This window comes from Amycolatopsis sp. lyj-112, assembly GCF_046549055.1.
Taxonomy (GTDB): Bacteria; Actinomycetota; Actinomycetes; order Mycobacteriales; family Pseudonocardiaceae; genus Amycolatopsis.
On sequence record NZ_JAJPWS010000007.1, the window covers coordinates 1 to 25,357 of the forward strand.

23 protein-coding genes are annotated in these 25,357 nt (G+C 67.6%); 10 read left to right on the forward strand and 13 right to left on the reverse strand.

Going from position 1 to position 25,357, the window contains the following annotated elements; genetic code table 11:
* Nucleotides 1-296 (forward strand): tetratricopeptide repeat protein (locus ACLJRL_RS22950; RefSeq protein ID WP_410658310.1); only part of this gene is annotated, 296 nt, incomplete at its 5' end.
* Between the two features lie 108 nt (nt 297-404).
* Here the strand turns inward: ACLJRL_RS22950 and ACLJRL_RS22955 are convergent.
* Together ACLJRL_RS22955 and ACLJRL_RS22960 are read right to left on the reverse strand one after the other, a co-directional pair.
* Nucleotides 405-1,025, reverse strand: coding sequence for a hypothetical protein (locus ACLJRL_RS22955; protein ID WP_410658311.1), 621 nt, complete (start codon nt 1,023-1,025; stop codon nt 405-407).
* Entirely contained in the window at nt 1,022-4,345 is a 3,324-nt protein-coding gene (locus ACLJRL_RS22960) for an error-prone DNA polymerase (RefSeq protein WP_410658312.1), read from the reverse strand. Before ACLJRL_RS22960 ends, ACLJRL_RS22955 begins: the two co-directional genes overlap by 4 nt.
* Nucleotides 4,346-4,582: 237 nt before the next feature.
* On the opposite strand from ACLJRL_RS22960, the gene ACLJRL_RS22965 reads away from it, so the two are divergent.
* The 3 genes from ACLJRL_RS22965 to ACLJRL_RS22975 all read left to right on the forward strand — a co-directional run bounded on the left by ACLJRL_RS22965 (nt 4,583) and on the right by ACLJRL_RS22975 (nt 6,273).
* A complete protein-coding gene (locus ACLJRL_RS22965) occupies nt 4,583-4,774 on the forward strand; it encodes a hypothetical protein (protein WP_410658313.1) in 192 nt (63 codons plus the stop codon).
* A gap of 229 nt (nt 4,775-5,003) precedes the next feature.
* Entirely contained in the window at nt 5,004-5,771 is a 768-nt protein-coding gene (locus tag ACLJRL_RS22970; protein WP_410658314.1) for a hypothetical protein, read from the forward strand.
* Nucleotides 5,764-6,273 carry a type II toxin-antitoxin system VapC family toxin gene (locus ACLJRL_RS22975; RefSeq protein WP_410658315.1) on the forward strand — a complete coding sequence of 170 codons (510 nt, stop codon included), beginning with the start codon at nt 5,764-5,766 and terminating at the stop codon, nt 6,271-6,273. The genes ACLJRL_RS22970 and ACLJRL_RS22975 overlap by 8 nt, the downstream gene beginning before the upstream one ends.
* 373 nt (nt 6,274-6,646) lie before the next feature.
* On the opposite strand, the gene ACLJRL_RS22980 is transcribed toward ACLJRL_RS22975, so the two are convergent.
* Nucleotides 6,647-9,346 carry a helix-turn-helix domain-containing protein gene (locus tag ACLJRL_RS22980; protein WP_410658316.1) on the reverse strand — a complete coding sequence of 900 codons (2,700 nt, stop codon included), beginning with the start codon at nt 9,344-9,346 and terminating at the stop codon, nt 6,647-6,649.
* 205 nt (nt 9,347-9,551) lie between these two features.
* Here ACLJRL_RS22980 and ACLJRL_RS22985 point away from each other — a divergent pair, with 205 nt between their 5' ends.
* The gene (locus ACLJRL_RS22985) at nt 9,552-9,785 is read left to right on the forward strand and encodes a hypothetical protein (RefSeq protein WP_410658317.1); all 234 of its coding nucleotides are present in this window, start codon (nt 9,552-9,554) and stop codon (nt 9,783-9,785) included.
* Between the two features lie 310 nt (nt 9,786-10,095).
* Nucleotides 10,096-12,783 (forward strand): helix-turn-helix domain-containing protein, encoded by a 2,688-nt coding sequence (locus ACLJRL_RS22990; RefSeq protein ID WP_410658318.1) that lies wholly within the window; start codon nt 10,096-10,098, stop codon nt 12,781-12,783.
* Between the two features lie 239 nt (nt 12,784-13,022).
* On the opposite strand, the gene ACLJRL_RS22995 is transcribed toward ACLJRL_RS22990, so the two are convergent.
* The 10 genes from ACLJRL_RS22995 to ACLJRL_RS23040 form a co-directional block, all read right to left on the reverse strand.
* A complete protein-coding gene (locus ACLJRL_RS22995; protein WP_410658319.1) occupies nt 13,023-14,534 on the reverse strand; it encodes a tyrosine-type recombinase/integrase in 1,512 nt (503 codons plus the stop codon).
* Between the two features lie 79 nt (nt 14,535-14,613).
* Nucleotides 14,614-14,895: a helix-turn-helix domain-containing protein gene (locus tag ACLJRL_RS23000; RefSeq protein ID WP_410658320.1), complete on the reverse strand. Its 282-nt coding sequence runs from the start codon at nt 14,893-14,895 to the stop codon at nt 14,614-14,616.
* Nucleotides 14,896-15,007: 112 nt separating this feature from the next.
* The gene (locus ACLJRL_RS23005; RefSeq protein WP_410658321.1) at nt 15,008-15,874 is read right to left on the reverse strand and encodes a hypothetical protein; all 867 of its coding nucleotides are present in this window, start codon (nt 15,872-15,874) and stop codon (nt 15,008-15,010) included.
* A gap of 216 nt (nt 15,875-16,090) precedes the next feature.
* Nucleotides 16,091-16,759: a recombinase family protein gene (locus ACLJRL_RS23010; protein WP_410658322.1), complete on the reverse strand. Its 669-nt coding sequence runs from the start codon at nt 16,757-16,759 to the stop codon at nt 16,091-16,093.
* A gap of 86 nt (nt 16,760-16,845) precedes the next feature.
* Entirely contained in the window at nt 16,846-17,340 is a 495-nt protein-coding gene (locus tag ACLJRL_RS23015; protein WP_410658323.1) for a hypothetical protein, read from the reverse strand.
* On the reverse strand, nt 17,294-17,500 hold the full coding sequence (locus tag ACLJRL_RS23020; RefSeq protein ID WP_410658324.1) for a hypothetical protein: 207 nt from the start codon (nt 17,498-17,500) through the stop codon (nt 17,294-17,296). The genes ACLJRL_RS23015 and ACLJRL_RS23020 overlap by 47 nt, the downstream gene beginning before the upstream one ends.
* A gap of 18 nt (nt 17,501-17,518) precedes the next feature.
* Nucleotides 17,519-18,553, reverse strand: coding sequence for a DNA cytosine methyltransferase (locus ACLJRL_RS23025; protein ID WP_410658325.1), 1,035 nt, complete (start codon nt 18,551-18,553; stop codon nt 17,519-17,521).
* Nucleotides 18,546-18,698, reverse strand: a complete 153-nt coding sequence (locus ACLJRL_RS23030) for a hypothetical protein (protein ID WP_410658326.1) — start codon at nt 18,696-18,698, stop codon at nt 18,546-18,548. The genes ACLJRL_RS23025 and ACLJRL_RS23030 overlap by 8 nt, the downstream gene beginning before the upstream one ends.
* The gene (locus ACLJRL_RS23035) at nt 18,695-19,783 is read right to left on the reverse strand and encodes a TRM11 family SAM-dependent methyltransferase (RefSeq protein ID WP_410658327.1); all 1,089 of its coding nucleotides are present in this window, start codon (nt 19,781-19,783) and stop codon (nt 18,695-18,697) included. The genes ACLJRL_RS23030 and ACLJRL_RS23035 overlap by 4 nt, the downstream gene beginning before the upstream one ends.
* Before the next feature lie 68 nt (nt 19,784-19,851).
* Entirely contained in the window at nt 19,852-20,643 is a 792-nt protein-coding gene (locus ACLJRL_RS23040; protein WP_410658328.1) for a hypothetical protein, read from the reverse strand.
* Between ACLJRL_RS23040 and ACLJRL_RS23045 the strand changes: the two genes are divergently transcribed.
* The 4 genes from ACLJRL_RS23045 (at nt 20,633) to ACLJRL_RS23060 (ending at nt 25,348) form a co-directional block, all read left to right on the forward strand.
* A complete protein-coding gene (locus ACLJRL_RS23045; protein WP_410658329.1) occupies nt 20,633-20,815 on the forward strand; it encodes a hypothetical protein in 183 nt (60 codons plus the stop codon). The genes ACLJRL_RS23040 and ACLJRL_RS23045 overlap by 11 nt on opposite strands.
* 664 nt (nt 20,816-21,479) lie before the next feature.
* On the forward strand, nt 21,480-22,571 hold the full coding sequence (locus ACLJRL_RS23050) for a sigma-70 family RNA polymerase sigma factor (protein ID WP_410658330.1): 1,092 nt from the start codon (nt 21,480-21,482) through the stop codon (nt 22,569-22,571).
* Between the two features lie 92 nt (nt 22,572-22,663).
* The gene (locus tag ACLJRL_RS23055) at nt 22,664-22,954 is read left to right on the forward strand and encodes an Mbov_0395 family pilin-like conjugal transfer protein (RefSeq protein WP_410658691.1); all 291 of its coding nucleotides are present in this window, start codon (nt 22,664-22,666) and stop codon (nt 22,952-22,954) included.
* Nucleotides 22,955-23,431: 477 nt separating this feature from the next.
* Nucleotides 23,432-25,348 carry a hypothetical protein gene (locus ACLJRL_RS23060; RefSeq protein ID WP_410658331.1) on the forward strand — a complete coding sequence of 639 codons (1,917 nt, stop codon included), beginning with the start codon at nt 23,432-23,434 and terminating at the stop codon, nt 25,346-25,348.
* Nucleotides 25,349-25,357: the final 9 nt, after the last annotated feature.

Here is a 25,357-nt window from a genome sequence, read left to right on the forward strand (position 1 = left end):
TCGGCAACCGCCACCTCGAAGGCATGGCGTGGGACGCACTCGGGAGCGCACTGAAAGAATTGCGGAACTTCGACGAAGCCATCGCCGCCCACCAAACCGCCCGCAACATCTACCAACAACTCGGCGATCACCACGGCGAAGGCATGACATGGCACAATATCGGGACCTCCCTGCGGGACTTAGGACAAATCGAGGAAGCAAAGGCCTCAGGAGCAGAAGCACTCCGCGCGTATCGCATAGCGGGAGATCTACACGCCGAGGAATACGTAAAAGAGTGGTTGGATAAGCTGTCCTAGCTTTCAACCGGTGGTTGACCTACCAGACATAGGATGCACCACCGCAATGGCGCTACGTCAGGGTAATTATGGTCGAAGTCGACTCGGCTTTGCGTCAGCTACGATGGATCACCACCACCTCTTCGTCCATCTCGACTCTGCGGGCACGACTCCTTGTCCCAGCTGATGCGTGCACGGGTGTGGTGCCGCTGGCCCGGGTGCGCCGGTCCGGGCCCAGAACGCGATCGAGGTGGGGTCACGGTCGATCGGCAGGGTCGTCCACTGGTAGCGCGGACCTCGAGCGGCTGCCGCGGCGACGAGGACCGAACCCGCGCCCCGGCGGCGGTGTTTTTCCTCGATTTCGATGTGGACAAGGATCGCGCGTCGGTCGATCGGGCAGAGCGAGAGCTGGACTTCACCGAAGATCGTGTGCCCCAGCCGCAGCTGGATAGCACCAATCCCGGCGGGCGTCGGCGGGCGGAGCAGGACGAGGCGGAGCCCGTATTCGTCGACTTGGTCCTCGGTGACGTGCCGTGCGGGCGTGGGGTCGATCTGCGCCCATAGTCCACCACGGGCGGGGAGAGCGTGGCAGGCTTCGCACAGCCATTCGGGTGCGTGGTAGTCCTGTGACCAGCTCTGCCTGACGCCGCCGACCTCGAGGTTGTGTCCCCAAGGGCAATGGGTCGGTGTCCCGATGCCAGGACGGATGGGGATCTCGAGGGTGCGCCAGCCGTGGTTGGCGCCGGTCATCGGAAGTCCCGCGAAGGGCCGGTGGTCATGGACAGGTCGAGGCGTTCGAGTTTGTCGGCGACGAGGGTGACAACACCGTCGGTGGCTTGAACCTGACCGCGGACGAGCAACGCGACGCTCGCGCGTGCGATGACTTTGTGGCGGGCCCATAGCCCTGGGGAGACGAGGATGTTGGCCATGCCGGTTTCGTCTTCGAGGTTGAAGAAGGTGATGCCGCCGGCGGTGGCCGGGCGTTGCCGGTGGGTGACCGCTCCCCCGATCCACACCCGTGCGCCGTCCTCGGTCTGGAGGAGCTCGGCGACGGTGATCGCGCCTTGCCGGGTGAGCAGGTCGCGTAGGTACTCGACGGGGTGGGAGCCGGGTGAGATGCCTGTGGCCCACAGGTCCGCGGCGGTGACCTCGAACCTGGTCATCCCCGGTAGGGCGGGGGCGTCGAGGCCGGGCGCGAGCCCGGGGAGATGTTCCGGGCGTGTGGTTGCTGCGGCGCCCGCGGCCCACAGTGCCTGGCGTCGATCGGGTCCGAGGGTGGTGAACGCGCCCGCAGTAGCGAGGGCCTCGATCGCTGGCTTCTTCAACCGGACGCGTTCGGTCAGCTCACCGATACTGCCGAAAGGCCCGTGGCGTCGGCGTTCGGCGACGATCTCTTCGGCGGGGGTGTCGCCGACGTGTTTGATCGCGGCGAGCCCGAGGCGGATGGCGTGGCCGCCGGTGCTTTCGGGCTCGGATTCGAGGGTGGCGTGGGCGAGGCTGGCGTTGATGTCAGGTTCGCGAACGATGACGCCGTGGCGGCGGGCGTCGGCGACCAGCGATTGCGGGGAGTAGAACCCCATCGGCTGCGCCCGCAACAACCCCGCGCAGAACGCCGCCGGATAGTAGAGCTTCAGATACGCGGAGGCATACACGAGCAGGGCGAAGCTCATGGAGTGGGCTTCGGGGAAGCCGTAGCCGGAGAAGGCGTGGATCTGCTCGAACACCGACACGGCGGTATCCCGGTCGACGCCGTTCGCCGCCGCGCCCTCGAAGAACCGTTTCGCGAGCTTCCGCATTTTGGCACTGGAGCGTTTCGCACCCATCGCCCGCCGCAACAAGTCGGCTTCGGCCGGGGTGAAGGATGCGACGTCGACGGCCATCTGCATCACCTGCTCCTGGAACAACGGCACCCCAAGTGTCCTATCGAGACTCCGGGCCAGCAGAGGATGTTTGTGTTTCCAGGTTTCCTCGCCGCGGCGGCGCGCGATGTAGGGGTGGACGGAGCCGCCCTGGATCGGTCCGGGCCGGATAAGGGCGACTTCGACGACGAGGTCGTAGAACTTCCGCGGCCGCAACCGCGGCAGCGTCGCCAGCTGCGCCCGGGACTCGACCTGGAACACCCCGATCGCGTCCGCGGCGCACAGCATGTCGTACACGGCTGGGTCGGCGAGGTCGAGCTTGCCGATGTCGACCGTTTCGCCGTGGTGTTCGGCGATGAGGTCGATCATGTAGTGCAGGGCGGAGAGCATGCCGAGGCCGAGCAGGTCGAACTTCACCAGACCGACGGCGGCGCAGTCGTCCTTGTCCCACTGCAACACCGACCGTCCGGGCATGCGGGCCCACTCGACCGGCACCACCTCCGACACCGGCTCCTTCGAGATCACCATTCCGCCCGAGTGGATCCCGAGGTGCCGTGGGAAGTCTTCGAGGGCGTCGGCGAGTTCGAGGATCTCGGGCGGGATCTCGCCGACGGCCTCTTCGCCGGTCTTCTTCACGCCGGCCCACCGGTTGACGATCTTGCCGTAGGCGTCCTGCTGGCCTTGGCTGTAGCCGAGAGCTTTGGCGGCGTCCCGGATCGCCGACGGCGCCCGGTAGGTGATCACGTTGGCCACCTGTGCGGCATGGAAGCGGCCGTGTGTGTCGTAGACGTACTGGATCGCCTCTTCGCGGCGGTCGGACTCGATGTCGATGTCGATGTCCGGCGGCCCGTCCCGCTCCGGCGCCAGAAAGCGCTCAAACAACAAGCCCCAGCGAACGGGGTCGGCGTGGCAGATCTCCAGCGCGTAACAAACCGCGGAGTTCGCTGCGGATCCCCGGCCCTGGCACAGAATGTTGGCTTCGCGGCAGAACCGGACGATGTCCCACACCACCAGGAAATACCCCGGAAACCCCAGCTTCTCGATCACGTTCAGCTCGTGTTCGAGCTGGGCGTAGGCCTTCGGGTAGTCGCCGCGGTTGCCGTAGCGTTTCGCCGCGCCCGTCCAGGTCAGCTCCCGCAGGAACGACATCTCATCGTGTCCGGGTGGAACGGGGAAGGGAGGCAAGTCCGGGGCGACCAAGGAGAGGTCGAAGGCGCACTCCACGCCCAGCAAGGCGGCGCGGGTGACCGCACCGGGATAGCGGGCGAAAAGCTCAGCTTGCTCGGCACCGGAGCGGATGAACGCCATGTGAGCCGGCGGTAGCCAACCCTCCATGTCATCCAGCGACCGGCGTGCGCGAACGGCGGCGACCGCGTCTCCGAGTGGCCCTCGTCCGGGGTGTGCGTAATGGACGTTGTTCGTCGCCACCGTCACCACCCCCACCGCATCCGCCATTGACGCCAGCACGTCGTTGTAGGTCGAATCGAGGGGCTGGCTGTGATCGGTCAGCTCCACCGCCACGTGATCCCGCCCGAACCGGTCCACCAGCGACACCAGCTCCGACATCGCCCCGACCTTGTCCCCCACGGCCAGCGCACGGCGGACCCTGCCCTTGCGACAACCCGTCAGCACCAGCACATGCTCAGCCAGGTCGTCGACCAGTGCGGTCTCGTCGTAGACCGGGCGGCCTTTCTCACCGCCGGCGAGTTGAGCGCGGGAGATGACCCGGCACAGACGGCGGTAGCCTTCCAGGCCGCGGGCCAGCACCAGAAGATGCGCACCGCCCGGATCCGCGACCCCGTTCTGCGGCGCGGGCAGATCCAGCGACAGCTCGGCACCGAACCCGACCCGCACACCGAGCTCGCGGGCGGCCTCGTTGAACCTCACCGCCCCATACATGCCGTCGTGATCGGTAAGGAAGATCGCGTCCAGCCCCTGCCGGGCAGCCTCCTCGACCAGCTCCTCCGGGTGGCTGGCGCCGTCGAGGAAGCTGAAGTTCGAATGCGCGTGCAACTCCGCGTACGGCACCCGCGGCACCGCCCCGCCATCGTCGTCGCCCTCGCGGGCCCGCAGGTCCACCGGCGCCCCGGCGTAGCCCTCTCGCTTGCGCGACCAGGCGGGCGAATCATTCCCGTCACCCCGAACACGCGGCTGGCCGGAGGCCACACGGGCGACCTCCGACCACGGGACAGCAGGATTGTTGAACGCCACACCAGCTCCACACCACACACGCTCTGCCGTGGGGGGAAGCCAGCGACAAACACTCGAACATACGCACGAACTCTGTCGAAGATCCTGGGTCTGCCGAAGCCGCTTGTCAAGCCGAGTGGCTGACATAACACCAGGTAGCGACGTCGGTACACCCATACCAGCGACGAGAACCAGAAGGTACCTGTGCTTGACTCAAGCCGGTAACGAGCTAGGCCACAGGAGTGAATGGAGCATGCCGTGGATGAGCCCGACCTGACCGACGCCAAGGTGTACGAGGTCAGCGACAAGCCCACCCTCGGCGGCGGCCGGTGGTACGTCCTGCCGGACGACACCACCTTTTTCCGGCCTTTCGACGGGGATGTCCGCGCCGCTCTGGTTACAGCGTCGACACTCCGCAGCATGCTGACCTGGAGAGAGGTGGCTAGCTAGGCGGGACCTGGCTTAGCGCTACGCCGAGTACGCCCGACGCCCCGGGCACGTCGGATGCGCCGAACTGAGCTTGGGAAGCCAAGCTGATCGGGCAAGAGCATGGTCGCCCTCGCTAGCCTTCGAACGTTACTTCGAACGAGTGAAGCGAGGCGCACGGTAACGATTTTCGGCTTCGTGCTGATGTCAAGCTGGTAGTTCGGCATCATGATGGCATGGATGGGAGGTCGAGATGCGCGACGATCAGAGCCCGATCAAGGATGACGAGATCCAGGTCAAGCTCGAGGGTCCTCATGGCGCAATCGACCCACGTGCCGTCGCTGACGCGATCCTCGCCTTGGACAAGATCCTGCGAAACGTCGGTGTAGGCCAGCAACCAGTACTCGCCATAACGGACTTAGCGGTCGGCAGTGCGCAGGCATCGATCCGCAGCAATGAAGATCACGTGGCCACTGTTCGGACAGGGATCGAGTCACTGACCCAGGGGGCTGGTATCCCAACCGGCTGGGGACCCGAAAGTGTGACGGGGCTGGTCGAGCTCGAACACGTGTCGGCCCGCCGCGGCGTGCGCGAAGTCATCCTGAAGACATCGCGGACTGTGGCCAAGATCGACGCGGAGCTGGCCCGTAACGCCGAGGCCAGTATCGCGCCAAGTCAACCTGCGCTTGGGTCAGTGCGAGGTCGGCTGTATCGCTACAACAACAACGGGGGAAAGAGATCCGCCGGAATCCGGGATTACCGGGACGGCCACACGATCGACGTGACATTCGGCCCCAGCTTGACCTCTGCGGTGCGTTCGGCGCTTGATCTTGAAGTCGAAGCGTGGGGAGAGATACGTCGCGACATCCTCGACCAAGTCAAGTCCATCACGATCACAGGTCTCGAGGTCATCGAGTCATCACGTGCTCGCGTGATGCTGGACGACGTCGCCGGGATCTTCGGTACAGAGTGGCCGGAGGGCCTCGACCCCGTTCAGTGGGTGAGACAGCAGCGTGACTAAGCAGCTTCCACGGATCGCGGTCGACACCTGCATAGTTCTCGATCTCATTACAGGCGTAGACGAGAAGCGCCAGGCGGACGCGCGCTGGTTGTTCGCGCATCACGGAGACAAGCACACCATCGTCATGCCCGCCATCGTTCTGGCAGAAGTCGGCGGAGCCGGCTGCATCCGCGGTGACCACGGCGGCAAAGACGCTCGACAAGCACGTGTCGACAAAGCGATGGCATGGGTCCGAGACAGCGGCTACCAGGTCGCTGAGTTGTCTGAGCGGCTTGCCCGTCACGCTGCCCAGCTGGCCGTCGATCACAATCTCAAAGGCGCGGACGCCACCATTCTGGCGACAGCGCTCGCCTGGGATTGCCACAGCGTGTGCACACGAGACCACGACCTGCTCAAACTAGACGACGTGGTCGCTGGATTGAAAATTGCGCCACCTCAGCCTGATCTCGACGCCGAGCACCTGTTCAGCGTAGACAATCTGGACGTCACGCCGAACCTCTAGCAGCTCCGGCGAATCCGTTCGCATAGACGACACAACGCCATTGAATACGTTGCGTCTTGGTACGTCGATGACCAGGGACCTGCATGCCCCGTCGGTCGCCGAGCCAGGCGACGGACGGAGGTGCCATGCCAACCCTCGATTCAAGCAGGCTTTGATCTCATTCTTACGGGAGATCTCTCATCGCTTCCCTTTCGCGCACTGGGTCGCCAAGGCGAATTAGATCCTTTGCGCCAGTGCCCTCTCACCGTCCTCGCCGAAGTCCTCGGGCTGCACATCAACACTTCGGTCCACTGGACCGTCGTGGCCACCAAATTACCGATTGGAGCCCCTGGCTGACGCATTCTCCACACCCTCGGACTTTAAGGCTCAGGCTCTAGCAGATCAGGCCAAAGCGAGCAATTTGCTCGGCATCGCGTTTGCGACCAGGTTGCGCACCCAACCACTCGCCAAACTGTCTGAGCGCATCCCAGCAGCCAGCGGTAACTGCGTCGCGGTAAGCACTTTCAGTCTCCGCTTCGCGGCCGGGCTGCGTAGCCAGCCAGCCAGCAAACGAGAGCATCTGGGCGGAGCGACCGGCGTTGATGGCGTCCCGGTAGATCTGTTCGATCTCGGCCTCGCGGCCAGGCTGCGTCTCCAGCCAGTAAACGAACAAGCCCAACGCGTTGAAGCGACCGGCGTTGATGGCGTCCCGAAAGATCTGTTCGATCTCGACCTCGCGGCCAGGCTGCGTCCCCAGCCAGCCAGCGAACGCGCGCAGCACCATGAGGTCACCGGTGGCGTTGGCGTCCCGGTATACCTGCTCAGTGTCGGCCTCGCGGCCGGGCTGCGTCGCCAGCCAGCCAGCGAACGCGCGGGGCACTATGGGGTCACCGGTGGCGTTGGCGTCCCGGTATACCTGCTCAGTCTCGGCCTCGCGGCCGGGCTGCGTCGCCAACCAGTTCGCGAACGAGAGCTGGGCGTCGGCAGCGAGGTGGTCGTCGGCAGCGACGACAGCCCGATAGACCTGTTCAACCTCGACCTCGCGGCCACGCTGCGTCGCCAACCAGCCAGCGAACGAGAGCCGAGCGGCAGGTTGACCGGCAGCGATGGCACCTCGATAGACCTGTTCGATCTCGGCCTCGCGACCACGCTGCGTCGCCAACCACTCAGCAAACGAGAGCATCTCGGCGGAGCGACCGGCGTTGATTGCGTCCCGATAGATCTGTTCGATCTCGGCCTCGCGGCCAGGCTGCGTCCCCAGCCAGGTCACAAACATGGGCAACGCGGCGGGGTCACCGGCAGCGATGGCACCTCGATAGACCTGTTCAACCTCGGCCTCGCGGCCGGCCAGCATCGCCAGCTGGCCAGGAACTCCCAGCAGCCCGAGAGTGAGTTGGGCAGCAACGGCATCCAGGTGAGCCTGCAGAGCTTCGGCCTCCAGACCGGGTTGCCGCGCCGTCCAGTTACTGAACGAAAGCAACGCGGCACGGTCACCGGCGGCGATAGCGTCTCGGTACGCCTTTTCGGCCTCGGCGTCGCGGCCGGGCAGGCTCCCGAGCAATTGGGCCCACAAACCTAGTGCTTTAGGGGTGCTCACGGTCCGATAGAGAGCCTCACCGTGCTCGGAGCGGCCGCGATCTATCGCTGCTCTCGCGATGTTCAGAGCGTCGTGGGTCGATGTGTAGTGCTTGCGTAGCGCGACCCAGACAGCATCCGTGACGGGGTGGATTCGACGGGTGCGGCTGAGGTGCTGTTCAAGGTAGTCGGCCAGTTCGTAGGTGGCCTCAGTTCTAGCGTCGTGGGGTTCGGTGTCGTCGAGCGGGATGAGAGCTTGGACGCCTTGGGTGGAGCGCAGTGGCTGGGTGGCATGGACGATCGCGCTGTCGAACCAGCCTGGCCGGAGGCTGGCCTGGCCGCGTTCCTCCCGCCAGTGGGCTGCGGCGATTGCGTGTAACAGCGAGGCGGTCATGGGACTGGTGTGGCCAAGCCTGCGCGCGTCCCCCGCCGCATCGATTAACAGCTGATCCATAGGGTTCGGCGCGGTGAGGTAGTGCTGAAGAAGTTCGTGGCCCCCGGCAAGAGTCTGGGCAAAGCCGACCCGGTCAGGATTTTCGAGTGCGACGCCGAGACGGTCATCCGAGGTGCTGGCGGCGACGGCGCGGGCCCTGTCACGTTCACGCGCGGAGAAGTCCCGGGGAATGTCATGCCGGTACACCCACCGGTTAGAGCGGACGAGCAGGTCCCGGTTGTCGCTGAATTGGTCATCGGGTTCGGTGGCGTCGCGGAGCTTCTCCGGCCACAACGTCGCCACTATTACGAGAGGGCGCGAGCTTCGATTCTTCCCGTCGATGTGGTTGCCAGCGAACGCGAATAGGTCGCGCAGTACGTCCAGCGACAGCCCGGTCCCATTGGGACCGAGAAAGATTTGCAGCTCATTCAGCCATAGAACGCATCGTCGTCGGCGCAGCAGCCCGGACGTGACCAGGCCACGCAGCGCCGCCGCTGATCGAGGACGAACCACCGCCCACCCGGACCCGAGAGCGTGAACGGCCTCGAACAGCGACCGGGTCTTCCCAGTCGACGGCCCGCCACACAGCACAACCAGAGCACGCAGCTCGCCGCGGGCTGCGGCAGCTATGTCTGCATGGAGCGGCGTGTCGTGATCCCGCGGCACATATGCGGGCGGTGCCATGATCATGTTCTGGCCGCCGATGGGAATCGGACCACGGCGAATTGCGGGGTGGACAGTCGCTTCGGCCGGGGTGAACTCGTCCAGCTCCCACACCGTGCAGTCGGCCTCCGCCGCGGCGGCCCTCCAGCCAACGGTCGCCGGGGCAGGAGTCTCGGGTCTGCTGAGCCGGTGCAGGCGCAGCGCCTCAGCACGTTCATCATCGGTGACACCGAGTGCGGTCAACAACGAGTGGAGGATCTCCTCGCCGCGGGTGTGGGCAGGCTTGGTGATGTAGTTCTCGGCAGTACCCCGGCTGCACGAGGCCAGCTCTCCAAGTTTCTCGTAAGACAGACCGCGACGGTCCTTGAACCCTGCCAGGAGCGCGCAGAGCTGCTGAGCGGCGGCGAGGTCCAGCTGCACCATCACCACAGTTTCCCACCCGCCGTCATGGCCGAACTCCGCGCCTGGCAAACGAGGCGCGTCGACAGCTGCCGCTCAGTCCGACGGGCACATCCATCACCCACCTCGGCACCGTGTCCGATGGATGTGCTGACCAGCCCGGTGGACGGCGTCATCGTGGAACCACACCAGCCGATCGGCGGTGGCGATGACCTGAAAGGTGGTGACGATGGGCTCCAAACCGATCGCGCTGCTCACCTCCGCCGTCGGCGGCGCAGCTCTACTGACGACCCTGCCCGCGTGGTGCCTGGTCACCGTGGCGCTGGTCGCCCTGGCTCTCACCGCTGCCCGGGTGATCGTCACCCAAATCATCCGCCTCCGCGCCAGCAACAAGATCACCACCAGCGCACACGCCCTCCGGGTCCTCGAACTCGAAAACGGCACCCGACGCCACGCCAAGTAGCCAGGCGTGAACCAGTTCCCTCGGATATCTGCGAGCAGCTGCGGTCCCGTTCAAAATGCGCTGGCTGTCGAGGCCCTGCGAGCTCCATCCCGCTGTCTCGTCGTTGGCAGCAGGCCCGGCGCCTTCGTTTGAGCGCTAGCTGGTCCCCTTGGTTCTTCCGAATGTAGACGGCCAGTGCGATGAGCTCCTTGAGTAGCCAGGCCCCGATCGTCAGGTCGTCGGAGTACTCGTTCCGTATATGGCAGGTGTCGGCATAGCGGTGGGCAGGTGCGGGGCTTGGGTTCAGAGGGCCGGGTGGGAAGCTGTGGTGATGGTGCAGCCGGACCTCGCCGCCTCTCGGCAGCTACGCACGCTTCTCAAAGGGTTCAAGGACCGCTCCGGCCTGACCTATGAGCAGCTCGGAGAGGTCGCCTCGTGCAGCAAAGGAACGGCCGAGAACTACATCGCCAAGCACAGCCATCGGCGTGGCGAGGGTATCCTCATTTCGCTGCTGACCGCGCTCGGCGTCACCGACGCCGAGCGTGACGAGGCCCAGCGCCTGCATCGACTCACCAGGTCCTTCGCCTCCGATCCGGCGACGGCGGGGTGGGAGACCTCTGCCGCAGAGGCTAACTGCACGGTGTGGGAAATGGAGCAGTTCACCCCTGCCGAAGCAACTGTTCACCCCGCGATCCGCCGCGACCGTGTTCTCGCTGACATCCAGAGCACCATCACGTCGCCGCCCGCGTACGCGTCGCGAGATCATGATGCGCTGCTGGACGCGGATGTCGCGGACGCAGCTCGTGGCGACCTGTCGGCAATGATCATTCTGCGTGGTGGGCCATCGACCGGAAAGACTCGGTCACTGTTCGAGGCCGTCCAAGCGCTCGGGCCTGGGTGGGTGGTGATCCGTCCTCGATCGGCGGCCGCAGTTCGCGGTCTAGCGACATCCGGCTTACTGCACCGGCGGCGATGTGTGCTCTGGCTCAACGAACTGCAAACCTTCCTCGGTCCCAACGGGACCGGACTTTCTTTAGACGTACTGCGTGACCTGTTCGTGGCCCCAGGCAATCCCAGGACGAACCGAAACTCACAACCTCTCGTGATCGTGGCGACGTTGTGGCCGGAGAAGCTGCGCGACGCCACCACGTCCACCGATCACGTCAGCGACAACCGGGATCTGCTCGTCTCCGCGAACCAGTGGGTGCGATGGCACGACATTCCCCGTGACTTCTCCCCGAGCGAGCGCGACAGAGCCCGTGAGCTAGCTGTACGCACGGGCGATGAGCGCCTCAGGACGGCACTCGATAATCCCGATCGGATCGGATTTACCCAAACCCTCGCCGGCAGCCACGAACTCCTCCAGCACTATCTCACCGCGCCGAATCACATGGACCAGCTGCTGCTCGACGCCGCCGGCGAGGCACGCCGTCTCGGCCACACCAGCCCTCTGTCCGCGTCCTTGCTTCGCGCCATCGCCACGGCCCTATGGCGGGAAGAACGCGGCCCAGCCAGCCCGCCACCAGGCTGGTTCGACACCGCGGTCGCCCACGCCACAAAGCCCCTGCGCTCAACTCAAGGCGTCCAAGCTCTCATACCGCTCGACTGCGCCGACCACCACGACACCAGAACTGAGCAAGCGGCTTACGAACTGGCCGATTACATCGAGCAGTACCTCTGCCATGCCCGCCGGGCTCAGCCTGTCATCGACGCTGTCTGGAGTGCGCTCCGGCAGCACTGCACGTCCGCCGGCGATCTCCGCAGCCTCGCCAGCGCCGCGATGAACCGCGGACGTTTCCAACACGGCGAGGTTCTTTCCCGAGCCGCAGGGACCTCAGGTGCGCTCTACGAGCTCGCCCGAGTATTCGCTGAGCGGCCAGGATACGAACAGGAAGCGGAACAGGCCTACCGGGAGGCCGTTGCCGCCGGGGACTTCTACGCACTGTTCGAGGGCATTCGCTGGCTGAACAGTCAGTCCGGTCGCGAAGGGGACGCCGAGCAGCTTTGTCGGGACGCGATTGCTGGCGGCCACCCCCAGGGGCTGTTCGCGCTCGCTCGTTGGCTGGAGAGCCAACCGGGTCGCGAAGTCGAGACCGAACAGACCTTCCGGGACGCCATCGCCGACGGTGACCCCCACGGGCCCCGCGCGTTCGCTAGTTGGCTCGCGACACAACCCGGTCGCGGAGAACAGGCCGAGCAGGCCTTCCGGGACGCGATCGTCGCCGGTTCCCCTAACTCGTCCCGCACGTTCGCTGAATGGCTGGACGACCAGCCCGGTCGCAGAAGCGACACCGAGCAGGTCTATCGAGACAGCATTGCCCGCGGCAACCGTGACACGCTGTTCGAGTTCGCTCGCTGGCTCGCAGGACAGCCCGGTCGCGAAGTAGAGACCGAACAGGCTTACCGGGAGGCCATCACCGCCGGTTCTCCGTTTGCGCTCCGCGCATTCGCCACTTGGATAGCAGGACAGCCCGGTCGCGAAGAAGAGACCGAGCAGATCTACCGAGACGCGATCACCGTCGGCCACGGTCCGGCGCGAGCCGACTTTGCGGCCTGGCTGGTTGCCCAACCAGGCCGCAATCGCGATTCCGAGCAGATCTACCGGGACATGATCGCCGAAGGCGACCCGGAGGGGTTGTTCGCGCTCGCTCGTTGGTTACAGCGCCAGCCCGGCCGCGAAGAAGAGACTGAACAGGCCTATCGGGGGGCCATCACCACCGGCCCTATCTACGCGCTCCGCGAGTTCGCTCACTGGCTCGCGAGGCAGCCCGGTCGAGAAGACGACATCGAGCAGGTTTGCCGGACTGCCATCATCGCCGGTCACCCCGATGCGCACTGCGCGTTCGCTGGTTGGCTGGCAACACAACCCGGCCGTGAAAAAGAAACCGAACAAGTCTATCGGGCCGCGATCACAACTGGCCATCCCGCTGCGCTCGACGCGTTCACTGCTTGGCTGGCGGGACGACCCGGTCGCGAACGCGAAGCCGAGCAGATTACTCGCTTTGGACTAACCTGCTAAAGCACCTATGGATAACAGCCAAGGTCTGCGGAGAAGGCTGCCCCAGCCCTTTAGCTTCGGCTGGCTACTTGTCACGTGATCTTCAACAGGGGATCGTTCGCTGCGAGTTGACACAGCGCGACATGCTGCGCCACTACCGCGAATATCGGTCGTCTATAGTGCTCAACGAGGACTTTGTCTACCCTCAGGGGCCTGCCCGGGCGCAAACCCGGACAGGCCCCAAATTGTTCCCGCGCAACCTACGTTCCGAAGCGGCATGAGTTGCTTCTAGGCGGCAGGGGAAGCTTGCGCCGTGTCTGCCGGGGCACGAGTGATGCGGCAGCCTCTGCGGATTCGCGGGCGAGTTCTGGGAGTACATGGGTGTAGGTGTCGGCGGTTATGGCGATGCTGGAGTGTCCGAGGAGTTCTTGAACTTCCTTGAGGTCGGCGCCGCCGGCGAGCATGAGGGTGGCCGCTCCGTGGCGGAGGTCGTGCAGGCGTACGGGCGGCAGACCCGCCGCCTCGGCGATCGCTTGGAAGCTGTCGGTGAGTTTGGCTGGGTGTATCGGACTGCCGTCTGGTTCGGTGCAGACCAGGCCGTGTTCGACCCAGCGGATGCCTGCCGCGTCTCGCAGGTCGACCTGGTGTCGTTTCTGCGTGCGAAGAACGTCGACAGTGGCGTTATCCAGGGCGATGACGCGGCCGCTGGCTTCGCTCTTCGGTTCGCCGAACTCGATCTCCCAGCCGATTTGGACTAGGGCCGAGGTGATCGTGGCGCTCTGGTTCGCGAGGTCGATGTCCCACCAAGGCAGGCCGCACGCCTCGCCGCGGCGGAGGCCCCGGTAGGCGATGAGGTGCAGTAGTACGTAGTGGGGGTGGCCTTCGGCGTGGTCGAGGAAAGCGCCTGTCTGCTCGGGTGTCCACACCATCACCCGGGACGGTCTCTCTCCTGTGCGTTGCCATCGTTCGACCCGTTCCGGAGTCCACAGGAGCGCTTTGGGTCGGCGGCCTGACGGTAGTTCGATGTGGGAGGCAGGGTTGAACTGAAGTGGAATCTTGGGGTCGCGGATCGCGGCGTTGAGCGCGGCGCGCAGGGTCGCGCGGTAGCGCTGCATGGTGGCGGCGCTGATGATCCGCAGGCCGTGAACGGTTTTGCGGATGTCTGGGTCATCGCTGGCTTTCGCGGCAGTGATGAAGTCGTTGCGCTCGGCCATGGCGTCGAACATCGCGGCGACGTGTTCGACGGTGAGCGCGTCGATGCGGTAGAGCCCGAGGTGCGGAATAAGCCACAGTCTCATGTGTTGGCTGTAGGAGAGCCTGGTGCTTTTCCGTAGTTTCTTGCGGCTGGCCAGCCAAGTCTGCAGCCACTCTTCGACGGTCGGTACGCGGTTCGGCGTGTCACCTGACTCTAGTTGTTGGGTGATGCTTTCCGCTGCGGGGAAGGGTTTTCCGCTCATGAGGCAGGTGTCGATGAGGTCGCCGATGGCGACGACGGCGGCGTCGCCATGTGGTTGCGCTGCCTCGACCAGGGCGGCCATCTTGTCGAGCACGTCCTGTGCGTCGGTCTGTGTTGCGTATCCCCCGCGTCGCCGGGTCCGGCGGGTTCTGTCGCTACGGCGGGGAAGTTCGGCCTGGAAGTACCAGGTTCCGTGATCCGAGCTCCAGGACCCTTTGCGGCGTTTGAGTTTCTGGCATTTCGCCCCGAGCTGTTGCCCGGTTTCGGGGTGTTTGCAAGTGCAGCGTTTGAAGGTGTTGGCGGAGAATTCGTGCATCGGATTCGTTCCTCCCGAAATCCGCAGGCGTGGTTCGGATCACGGCTATGGACGCTCCAATGGGGACAGAGAGGAAGGACTAGCTACGAGGCTCTTCGTCCAGCCCGAGAAGCTCGACCAAGCGCGCGACGGGGACGCGGTAGTTGCGTCCGGCCCGTATGGCGGGCACGGGAAAGTCGCCTTGCCGTGCGAGGCGGTACGCCGTCGTCCGTCCGATGCCGAGGAGGCTGGCGGCGGTCATGAGAGTGGTGGTGACACCGAGGCCGCGGAGGCGTTCGCGTGACCAGGCAGGGCGATCCTCATCGAGGAATGCGGAGTTCTCGGTGTGGGTGTCGATGACGAGCTGTGGTTTGCGGTGCACGGTGGCCTCCTGAAACGAGGGCAGGGTGGAATAGTCGCTTCTCGTCGATGGCCTAGCTGGGCACTTCGACGGCTCTGGCCTGGTTGGGGCCGGGGCGGCCCGGTAGGCGCCGTCAGCGGGCTGTCGGGCCCGGTACGGCGATCTGAGTGGCCGCGCGGGCTTCAGGCGTGGTGGCGGGAGGACCGCTACGGCAGGAGAACGGGCTGCAGCCGTCCGGGTCGTCTTCCTCGGCGTTGGCGGTGCCACGTGTGACGTCGAGGTCGACTTGGTCGAGCGGCAGGAGCGAGCGGTGGATGAAGAACTGGCCACGCAGCGGTTTGCCGTTGGCGTTGGCGCGGGGGCTGCCGTGACGGATCGCCTTATCGAACTCGACCAGATCGGTCCACGCGTGAGGATCGGTGTCCCGGATGAACCGCAGCCGCGAGTTTCCCGAGTAAGGGCAACCGATGCACGAGCTTTTCACGACCGCGCCCATGCCACGTTCGCGCAGGAGCGTCAGGCAGTCCGTACGTGATAGTCCGAGGTCGAGGAGAGGGAAGATGTTGCGGGTGTAGTTGACGTCGGAGTCCTTCGCGCGGTGGAACTCGTCGGTGGAGATACCGATGGCCTGGTCTACGAATACCCCGCGGGGCACTCGCGTGGGATGCGGGTAGCCGAGGATCTGGCGGATGGCTTTCTTGAGCGGCTTGATCTTGTACTCGCCGGTGCATTGCCGGCGGGCCATCCCTCTCGTGCCGTCACGGTTCTTCACGAACAGCGGCATGGTGACGAACCGGGACTCTGGTTTGAGGGCGTCGTGGCGGATGTTGCCGTTCGACACGGTCAGGACGGGGATCCCTGCCCGCGCGCCGATGCGGCGCGCGGTGTCGAGCTGTGCGTAGACCTGTTTCGGTTCCCAGCCGGTGTCGGCGAAAAGGGCTGCGTCGAAGGGCGGAATCTCACCTTCGCAGGCAAGCAGAAACACGCACAGGCTTTGCACTCCGGCGCCGAGGCTCAGGTAACGGCCGCGTGGCTGGCCCGGGTACCGCTCGCGGCGGGACCCGCTCGTGCGTCGAGCACTGGGGCGGGGAGGGCGAGTCGCTGGGTGGGGCCGGGTGGCGCTGCGGGCGGATGTCGACGCGCGGGGTGCTCGGGTCTGGCCGGGGCGTTCTGGGTCAGGTCGGGTGGTGGTCATGGTGAGTGCTCCCAAGGGTGGTCAGGTGGAGAGGTCGTGCGGCTGGGCGAGCAGGCGGTGCCGCAGCGCGCGCCGGGTGTCGGTGGTGGGGTTCTGCGCGGCCCAGAACAGGGCTGTGGTGATCAGGGCGCGGTGAGCCGGCTGGTCGGAGAGCACCCACTGCTCGGCGGGACGGAGGCGGTTGCTCTCGTCGCGGGTGCGCAAAGCCTGATAGCCGGTGTATTTGAGGTTCGTCAGGATTCTGGTGACGGCCTTGTCGTGCCAGGTGCCGGTGGTGCCCGGTGGTGGGTAGCGGTCGGGATTGTTGTTCAGCCGCTGGGTGATCTGGTCGACGTCGAGGCCGGTGACCGCTCGCCAGTAGAAGATGTGCTGCACGACCGGGGCGCTCAGCGGGTCGGGGGTGAGCCGGGTCCGGGGCCTGCCGCTGCCCGAGCGGGTCCCGGCGACGTCCATGGTGCGGTAGCCGTAGGGGGCGCGGTGCACGTTCCAGCCTTGGCGGACCAGCGCGGCGGTCGCCTCGCTCGCCCGGTGCAGCACAGGATGCTCGGCAGTGACGTCCACCTCGGACGGGGCTTCCGGCAGCGGGCGCTCGGGTGGCGCGGGCAGGGCGCGTGGGACGTTCTGCCCGTGCCGGGTGCGCAGCCAGCGTCGAAGATGCTGGAGAAGCCTGTTGGGACGGTTGGTGGGCATGGCGGTACCTGCTTTCGATGTGCTGGAAGGGGCGAGGCACCCCGGACCTCCGGGGCCGCTGGAGCCGGGGTGCCTCACAGACCTGCTCAGCGGGCCGTGGTGCGTGCTCGTGCCGGGCACGCGCGGCCCGAGGAATGGGTGGTGGCGGGCAGGGCCTTACTCGTGCCCTGCCCGCACCGAGCCGAATTGGTGGCGCGGCGCTCGCGCGGATGGTGTGGCGGCGCGGTTAAGTGGCACCTGGCAGGGATGTGGGCGAGTGCGGCCAGGTCGTCCAACAGGTGGCGTAGAGCGCGTGCGGCTTGCTGGGGCATGACCCCGTTACCCAGGGCACGAAGTTGCGCGGTGCGGGGCAGGTCGAGGTGTGTGGTGGTGACCCAGCCTGGGGGCAGGCCCATGAGCCACTCGACGAACGGCGGCGCGAGGACGGGACGTCCGTGGCGACCCGGCTGAGTCGGGTACGGCGCTGCGCGGCCGGTGATGAGTTCCCAGCGGTGCACGGCGGCGGCGTACTCGCCCCAGTTGACCGGCCCGGGTTCACCGCGTGCTGTGCGGCGGGCGCGCGGTGCGCGGGCGGTTGTCACGGTCTTTCACCTCCTTCCGCGCTCGGGACTTCGGTGCGGGTGTGGTGACGGCGATGACGACCGAGGGCAGCATCAGGTCGCCCTTCGAGCCGCGCTGCGCGGGACAGCCTTTGGTGCCGTCGGTCGCGCGCGGGGTCGGCAGAAGTCGTGGAGTGTCCATGAGGACTGGGTCTCCTTGTCATGGGCGTGGCGGAGATGTCGGTGGACGAACCGTCGTGCGCGGTCGGGTACCGGAGGTAGCGCCCCACGCACCGGGGGAAAGGCAGCTATCGATCCCTTCGCTGTGGGCCGCGGCGCACCACGTTCCGTCAGTCGGTGTGGTCAGGCTCGGGCGCGGTCGGGAAGGGACGGTCCGCCGTCGTGCGTGTGGTGGGTGCAGTTCTTCGCGTCCGAGGCGGTCGGGGTCGGCAGCAGCCGTACCGAGTCGGTCAGCGTCACGCACCCGGCCGGGATCGGGCGGCCCGGTTTCCGCACGGTCTGGATCGCCGACGACCGCGAGTCCGCCGCCGTCGGTGTCGGCAGGAGTTGCGCCGGCTTGACGACCGAGTCGACCGCGTCGTTGAGGTTGACCTGGTGCCCGCCCGCGCGCCGCCGTGCCGGGTCGACCGGGCCGCGGGGTTCGCCGTCGCGGGCCTGCGGGGTCGGCATCATCCGCATCCCGTCCCGGGGCGGGGACGGCACACAGGAACACGCGTTCGCGGCGGTGGGCTGCGCCGACGTCGGCGGCTCGTACGCAACGCCAGACCGCGTCATACCCCGCTTCGGCCAGCCCCGCGAGTACACGGTCGAGGCCGCCGTTTTTCCAGCGGAGGGCGGCGACGTTCTCCACGACGACGAGGCTCGGTCGTAGTACGCGAATGGCGTCCAGGATGGTGTGCCACAGTCCACTGCGAGCGCCTTTCTCGATGCCCGCGCGCCGGCCGGCCGCGGAGATGTCCTGACAGGGGAAACCCGCCGTGAGCACCTCGACCGGTGTCACGGAGGCGAAGTCGACCGCGCACAGATCGCCCAGGTTCGGCACACCGGGCAGGCGCACGCCGAGGATCGCGGCCGCGTGCGAGTCGTTCTCGGCGTACCAGGCGATCCGGCCGCCGAGCACGGCGGCGACGCCGAGGTCGAGACCGGCCACGCCGGTGCACAGCGACCCGATCACCGGGCCCTCGGTCGCGACGAACCGCAGCGGATCCACAGCGTCGTTGTGGCGCTCAGGCATGGTGTGCCTCCCGCGTGACGGGTCGCCGGTCCGAGTCGTCACCCGGCGGCGGGCAGCGGTGCCGGGTGGCGGCCCGCCGGGCTGTGGCGGGATGCCGGAACTGCTCGTCCCAGCCGCAGTCCCGGCACTGCACCCGCGTGCTCACGACGCCCACCGCCCACGACTCGCGTCCCCGTCGCCTGACGAGACCGCAGCAGGTGTGAGGGGTTTGGCCAGGACGATGACGTCTTCGTGCGCGATCAGGTGTAAGGGCAGGCCTTGCTCGCGCTGTTTGCGGATGAAGTCGCGCTGGAAGAACGAGCCGCGGGCGATCAGCTCGCGGTCGGCGACGCGGGCCAGCAGGGCGACGCAGCGTTCGACCGGGACGAGCCCTGCGGCGTGGCCGCAGGCGATGATCTGCGACGGGAGGTCGATCAGTTCCGAGTGCTCGCGCCAGGGCCGGACGGTGATCGCGATGTGCCCGCCGGGGCGCAGCACGGCCGCGCAGCCGGTGAGGATGCGGGTGAAGCCGGCCAGCAGCCGGTGGTGGCCGACGTTAGCGAGGTTTCCCCGGTCCAGGGCGGAGCCGTAGCGGTGGTGGTACTTGTGCACCTTCCCGTCCTGCGAGCCCGTGCCGCTGGTGACGACCTGCCCGTGCGTGGACGGCCCGTAGGGCGGGGAGGTGATGATCAGCGCGACCTGTCCCCGGTATTTCTTGGGCAGCAGGAACGGCAGTTGCCGCGCGTCGCCGTGCACGATCTCGGCGTCGTGGTCGTGACCGCGTTCCCGGGCGAGCTCGAGGTTCGCCTGGGCGACGGTGGCCCAGTGCGGTTCGTATTCGACGCCGACCGCGCGGCGCCCGGCGTCGATCGCCTCCACGAGCGTGGTGCCGGATCCGGCCATCGGGTCGAAGACGAGGTCGCCGGGGCGGGTGTAGGCGCGGATGGCGTGCGCCGCGACGGCTGGGAGCATCTTCGCCGGGTGCGCGGTCGACTCGGGCACGTAGCGGCCTTTGCGCTGGGTGGCCGGGGAGGTCTGCGCGGTCGCCCACACCGACAGCGGCAACGCGCCGATGTCAGTCATGCCGGTCGCGATGGTCGGCCCGGCTGGGTCGTGTCCGGTCGTGGTGCCGGTAGGTGCGGGCCTGGTGTCGCTGGCGGTGTCGAGGGCGTCGATGAGCGTGCGGGAGATCGGCACGGTCGGGTCGTCGCTGCCGTGGGTGGTCGATGTCGCGGGGTGCTGGTGGGACATGAGGGCGCTGCCTTTCGCAGGTACGGGGGTGGCCGGGGAAGGCCCGGTGGGGCGTAGCGGGGGCGGGGTCACTGGCCACCTCCGGCACCGGGCGCGGCGGGCGCCGGACCGGCCGCCGAGGGCGGTGCGCCAGGATCGGCCGGTTGCGCAAACGCGAGGACATCACCGTGTACGCACAGGTGCGGTGCGGGCAGTCCCCGGACCGTCGCGCGGTGCCGGGCGCGGTCGTACTCGGCGGCCACCGCCGCGCTCGGCGCGGCCCGCAGGCGCCCGTTCTCCACGGGGGTGTGCAGCGTGACGATGTGCTGCAGGTAGAGCAGATCGGCGTGCTGGGCCGCGGCCACGATCACGCCAGTCGGATCGACAAGCCGACCCCGCGCCCAGTCACTGTGCGTGTACACCGCGAAGACGCCGCCATGGCGCAGACGGTTCGCCGCCAGTAGCGCGAGCCGGTCCAGCGACACCGCCTCGGCGGCGTGGGCGGGCAGGGACACGATCACGAGATCCGCCCGCGCGCCGCGCTCGGGCACCGGTCCCTCCGCGCCGTTGCGAGCACTGGTGCGCGCCGGGGCCAACGGTGCTCCGGCCGGCGCTGCGGACGGGTCGTTCGCGTCGGTGACGAGGTCGGCCCAGAACGGTCGCGACGACGCGACGGAGCCGCCGTCGCCGCTGTGGAAGGTGACGGTGTCGGCGGTGCGGTCGAGCGCGAACACCGCTTCTCGCGCGGCCGCCACCGAGGTCTCGCCGGTCGTCGCCGAACCGTCCACACCGGAGCGCGGGACGGTGGTCGGTGCGGGGCCGAGGTCGACCAGGACGACGTGCGCACCGGGGTCGGTGAACGCCGCCGTGATGGACTCCACGATCGGTACCGGCCACGCCGCGTGGGCGTCGACCGGGTCCGGCCCGCACGTCCACACCGTCGCCGGAGTCGGTGCCGCCGACGAAGACGCCGGACGCCGGCGCGACGGGGCCGACGTGCCCTCGGGACGCGAGGTGCTGCCGGTCCCGCCCGCGCCTGCCGTGGTGCTGTGAACGCGGGCGCCGGGGTAGGGAGCGCGGTCGCCACCGCGCCCGGTGCGCGGCGGGCGGTCCAAGTGTGTCCGGCGACCGGCGCTGTTGTCCGGCGACTGTGCGCGCTGGGTCATGAGAAGCCTCCTGAAGCGAGTGCCGCCGGTCCGAGGCCGGCGACGGGATGCCGTCACCGGCTAACTCCGGAAAAAAGGCAGTTTGGAGACACTCGATCCCGAAAAAACTCAAAAAAATTTCCGACCCCAGAACGACCAACGCATCCACGCGCGACCAGAGCGACAAAAAGCGCCGCGCGGCGGCCTCAATGCCGTTTCCCGTTGCCACCCGGGCACCCGATTCGGCAGTGGAATATTTCTGGAAGCTTCTTTTCGCGCACGCCGCAGGGCCTGGGCTCTCACGATCAGCTCTTGAGGCGCCACGATCGCTTACCGACAGCTTCGAGGCGTGTCAGCGCAGCTCAAGGCAACAATATGAGGCGCCTCAAGCGTTGCGCTCATGCCTCGCGGCCATGCTCGCCAGACCGCGCGCAACGTGCCCGTCGCTGCCCTTGAGACGCCCTTTGAGGCGCTTCTGAAGCGGTTGCGAGGCGCATTTGAGGCGCTTTTGAGGCGCCACTCCTGGCTTTCTGGTGGCCGCACTGATTCCGCCTTTATCAGGAGTTGCCGCCATGGATTTTCCGCTATCGAAAACCGGCCCCGAGCCAGACTTTTTCGCTCTTCGCCGCAACGATGAATACGCCCACGACGGCGGGGTGTTCGACGCCGCCATCGCGACCTTCGGCTGGCTGGTGACCGGCCCGCATCCCGTGTGCGTGGACGGTGCGGCGATCCACGGGCTGCCCGCACGCCCGGTACCGCTGGACGAGCTCGGCACGCTGCTGCTGCGCCAGGACTGCGCCCAGGCGACCCGGGACGCGGCGTGGACCTATCTGATCGCCCGGGCGCGCGCGGAGGGCGGCACCTGGACGATGGCGTGCGTCGGGCTGGCGATGCCGGTGCTGCTGCCGGTCGCCGCGCAGCTGACCAACCGGTTCCGCGGGGACAAGCACGACATCCATTCCGCCGTCCTGACCGGATTCCTCGCCGGGCTCGGCGAGGTCGCGCTGGACCGGCCGGCGATCCTCGTGCGGCTGCGGTGGGCGGCCTACCGCGCCGGTTACGCCGCGCTGCGCGAGACGCTCGACGCTCCGCCCCCAGTGGACGAGGAAGAAGGCGACGCGCCCCCCACAGTCGAGGACGCCGGCTTCCGTTCCGCACCGCCACCCAGCGCAAGCGGACACCACGACCTCGTGCTCGTGGCCGCTGTCCGAGCGGGCGTCATCACCACCGACGAGGCCGCGCTGATCTCGGCCACCCACTTCGGAGAACTGGCACTGACGGAGGCGGCGCAGGCGCGCGGGGAGCTGTACAAGACGACCCAGAAAGCCCGTCATCGCGCCGAGCAACGCCTGGCCCGCTTCCTCACCGAACCAGCCGACGGCACCTCCGGCGCCGCACCGACCGCCGGCCGGCGCGACCGCCCCAGCACGCCCCGCCACCTTGCCCTGCGCCTATCACAAACCCACCGTTTGCGGCTACGCAGCGTGACACGTCTGAGTCCGGAACTGGCGAGGAAATTCGTGCACCCGGCGCCTTCACGCGACCCGGAATCCGGAGTCAACGCACGCGGGACCCGATCGACGGCGCACCCGCGCCTCCACCACTCGCCCGGCCCCGGCCGCCGCACGGCGCTCACTCAGGAGGCCCCCTCATGCGACTGACACCATCGCACCGCCGCCGTCCGCACCCGACTCCCGCGCGACGGGGACACCATCGCCCTGTCGTGCTGATCGGGTGCCTGGTCGCCACCGTGATGCTGCTGACGTCCTCGGCCGCGCGGGCGGACACGACCCACTACGTCGCGCTCGCGGCGACCGTCGATCAGGTCCTCAACAACATCCGCAACTGGATCATGGGGATCCTGGCCGGGGTCGCGGTCGTGTTCATCACCATCGGCGGCCTGCGCTACCTGATGGCCTCGGGCGATCCCGGCGAGATCGAGAAAGCCAAGGGCGCGTTCAAAGCCGCCGGCATCGGCTTCGGGCTCGCCGCACTCGCCCCTCTCGTGGTCGAGATCCTCAAGGGCATCGTGGGCGGGGTGTGAGCGATGACCACCCCACGCCACACACCTGCCTCCCACCTACGCGACCCAGCCCGGCGCCGCCCGACGACGCCGACGGTGCGCGCCGCCCGAAGGTCCGAGTCCACTCCCCTCCATCACCGCACGGACGCCGAGCCAGGACGCGGCGACAGGCTCATGGTCAGCCCGCCGACAGGCCCGGCTCCGCGCTGTCGCCGACGCGACCGCTGGCTGCCCCAGCGGCGGTGGGTTCGCCTCCTCGCGGTGCTGGTGCCGCTGCTGGTGACTGTCACCGGAATCGCGCTGAACGCATCGGCAGCACCCGTCGCTACGCCCGCCCCCGTGGCTGCGGCAGCGCCTATGGCGCCCGCGCAACCACCGGCACTACCACTACCTCCCAACCCCAGCTGCACACCGGGTTCGACCGAACCCGGCTGCCTGCTACCGACGCCGTCGACCCAGCGTCCCGCGCCTCCGACAGGCCCGCCGAGCACGCCGCTGGTGCCCGGCCCGTCAGCGCCGCCGGTGTCGTGTTTCCCCGGTTCGGTGCTGCCCGAGTGCGGCAATCTCCCCACCCAGCCGCCGACGAGCCAGCCGTGCGACGGCCCCAACTGCATCCCCCAACCGGCACCCCGCGATCCGGACGAGGACAGCGACAGCGAGTGCGGGTTCACCGACCCGGTCGCGTGTGTCACCGAGGCCATCGACACCTTCTTCCGTGGCCTGGTTATCGGTGCGCTGAACCCGCTGCTGGAGTTGCTGGGCAAGACGGTGCTGTCCACACCGCACCCTGACCTGCTGCCCGGCATCGGACAGGCGTGGACCGACTCCTGGCATCTGATGCTCGCCTTCTACGGCAGCATCGTCATGATCGCGGGCCTGATCCTGATGGGCTACGAAACCCTGCAAACCCGCTACACGATCAAAGAGATCGCGCCCCGCCTCGTGGCCGGGTTTCTCGCCGGGACGCTGTCGCTGTTTCTCGCGACCCAGGGCATCGAGATCTCCAACGCCATCAGCGCGGCGCTGATGACCGACGCGGTCAACCCGAACACCGCCGCCAAGGCGATGACCGACATGATCCTCGGCTCGCTCAACGGCGGCGCGGGCTGGCTGCTGTTCATCGGGCTCGCGCTCGCAGTGATGCTCGTCGTCCTGCTGCTCACCTTCATCGTGCGGGTCATCGCGACGGTCCTGCTGATCGCGGCCGCGCCGATCGTGCTGATGTGGCACGCCCTCCCCCACACCGAGGGCGTCGCGCACACCTGGTGGAAGGCCTACGGTCTACTGCTCGTCATCCCGATCGGGCAAGCCGTGGCGCTGAGCATGGCCTTGCGGGTGTTCTTCACCCCGGGCGGGTTCACCGTCTTCGGACCGACACTGAACGGGCTGACCAACCTCCTGTTCTGCGTCGCGCTGATGTGGATCTTGGTCAAGATCCCGTTCTGGTGCCTGCAACCCCTGCGCGGCAGCGGCCGCCGCTCCATGCTCGGGTCGCTGGTGCGCGGCGCGATCGCCTACAAGACGATGGGCCTGCTCGGCGGCGCCACCTCGCTTTTCGGCGGCAAGGGCCGCAAGCGCGGCCGGGGACCTCGTGATCAGGTTCCGGCGGATCCGCCGTCCACGCGCTCGGGCCAGTACCTGCTGCCGTTGCGGGTGCGGCGCGTGGCGAAGCCGTTCCGCACACAGCGCCGGGGCTTCGACGAAAACCCCCGGCCCAGCCTGCCCACCGACCGCACCCCGGGACCCGGCCAGACGTCGCTGTTCACCGTGCGCCGCACCGGCGACGCCGTGACCGCCAGCCCGAATCCGCGAGCGATGCCGCTCAAAGATCTGCCCAACGCGCTCCCGTCCGACCAGCTCGGGTTGCCGATCACCGTGCGCCACAACCCCTCCCGGGTACCGCGCCGCACCCTGGCCGACGACCTCGCCGCCGGCCACCCCGCGCCACCACCGGTATCGCAGCCCGGCCTGTTGCTCCCGGACGGACAGGTCAACCGCCGGGCCCGGCCACCTGTACAACTGCGCGGCGCGCTGATCGCCCCGAGCACCGGGATGCTGCCGATCCACCTGCCACCGCAGACCCCGCGCCGGCCGCGACGCACACTCGCCGACGACCTGGCCGATCCCGCCCGCACCAACCGGGCACCGCAGACCGGGCACGCGCTGATCTCCAAATCCGGAGAGATCACCAAGACCGCCCGCGCGCACCGCCGCCCCGTCCGCGACGCCTACACCGGCAACCGGCCACTCAACTCAGGCCAGTACCCGCTCCCCCTCGGAGTCCACCGCCAGCCCAAGCCGACACCTCCCTCTGCCAGCAGCGCAAGCAATTCCCCGCCGCCGAAGCGGCGCGCCGGTACGCAACTGCGCCTGCCCCTGGACCTGCCCGCCCGGCGGGCACCGAAGACGAAGTGAGGACCGACT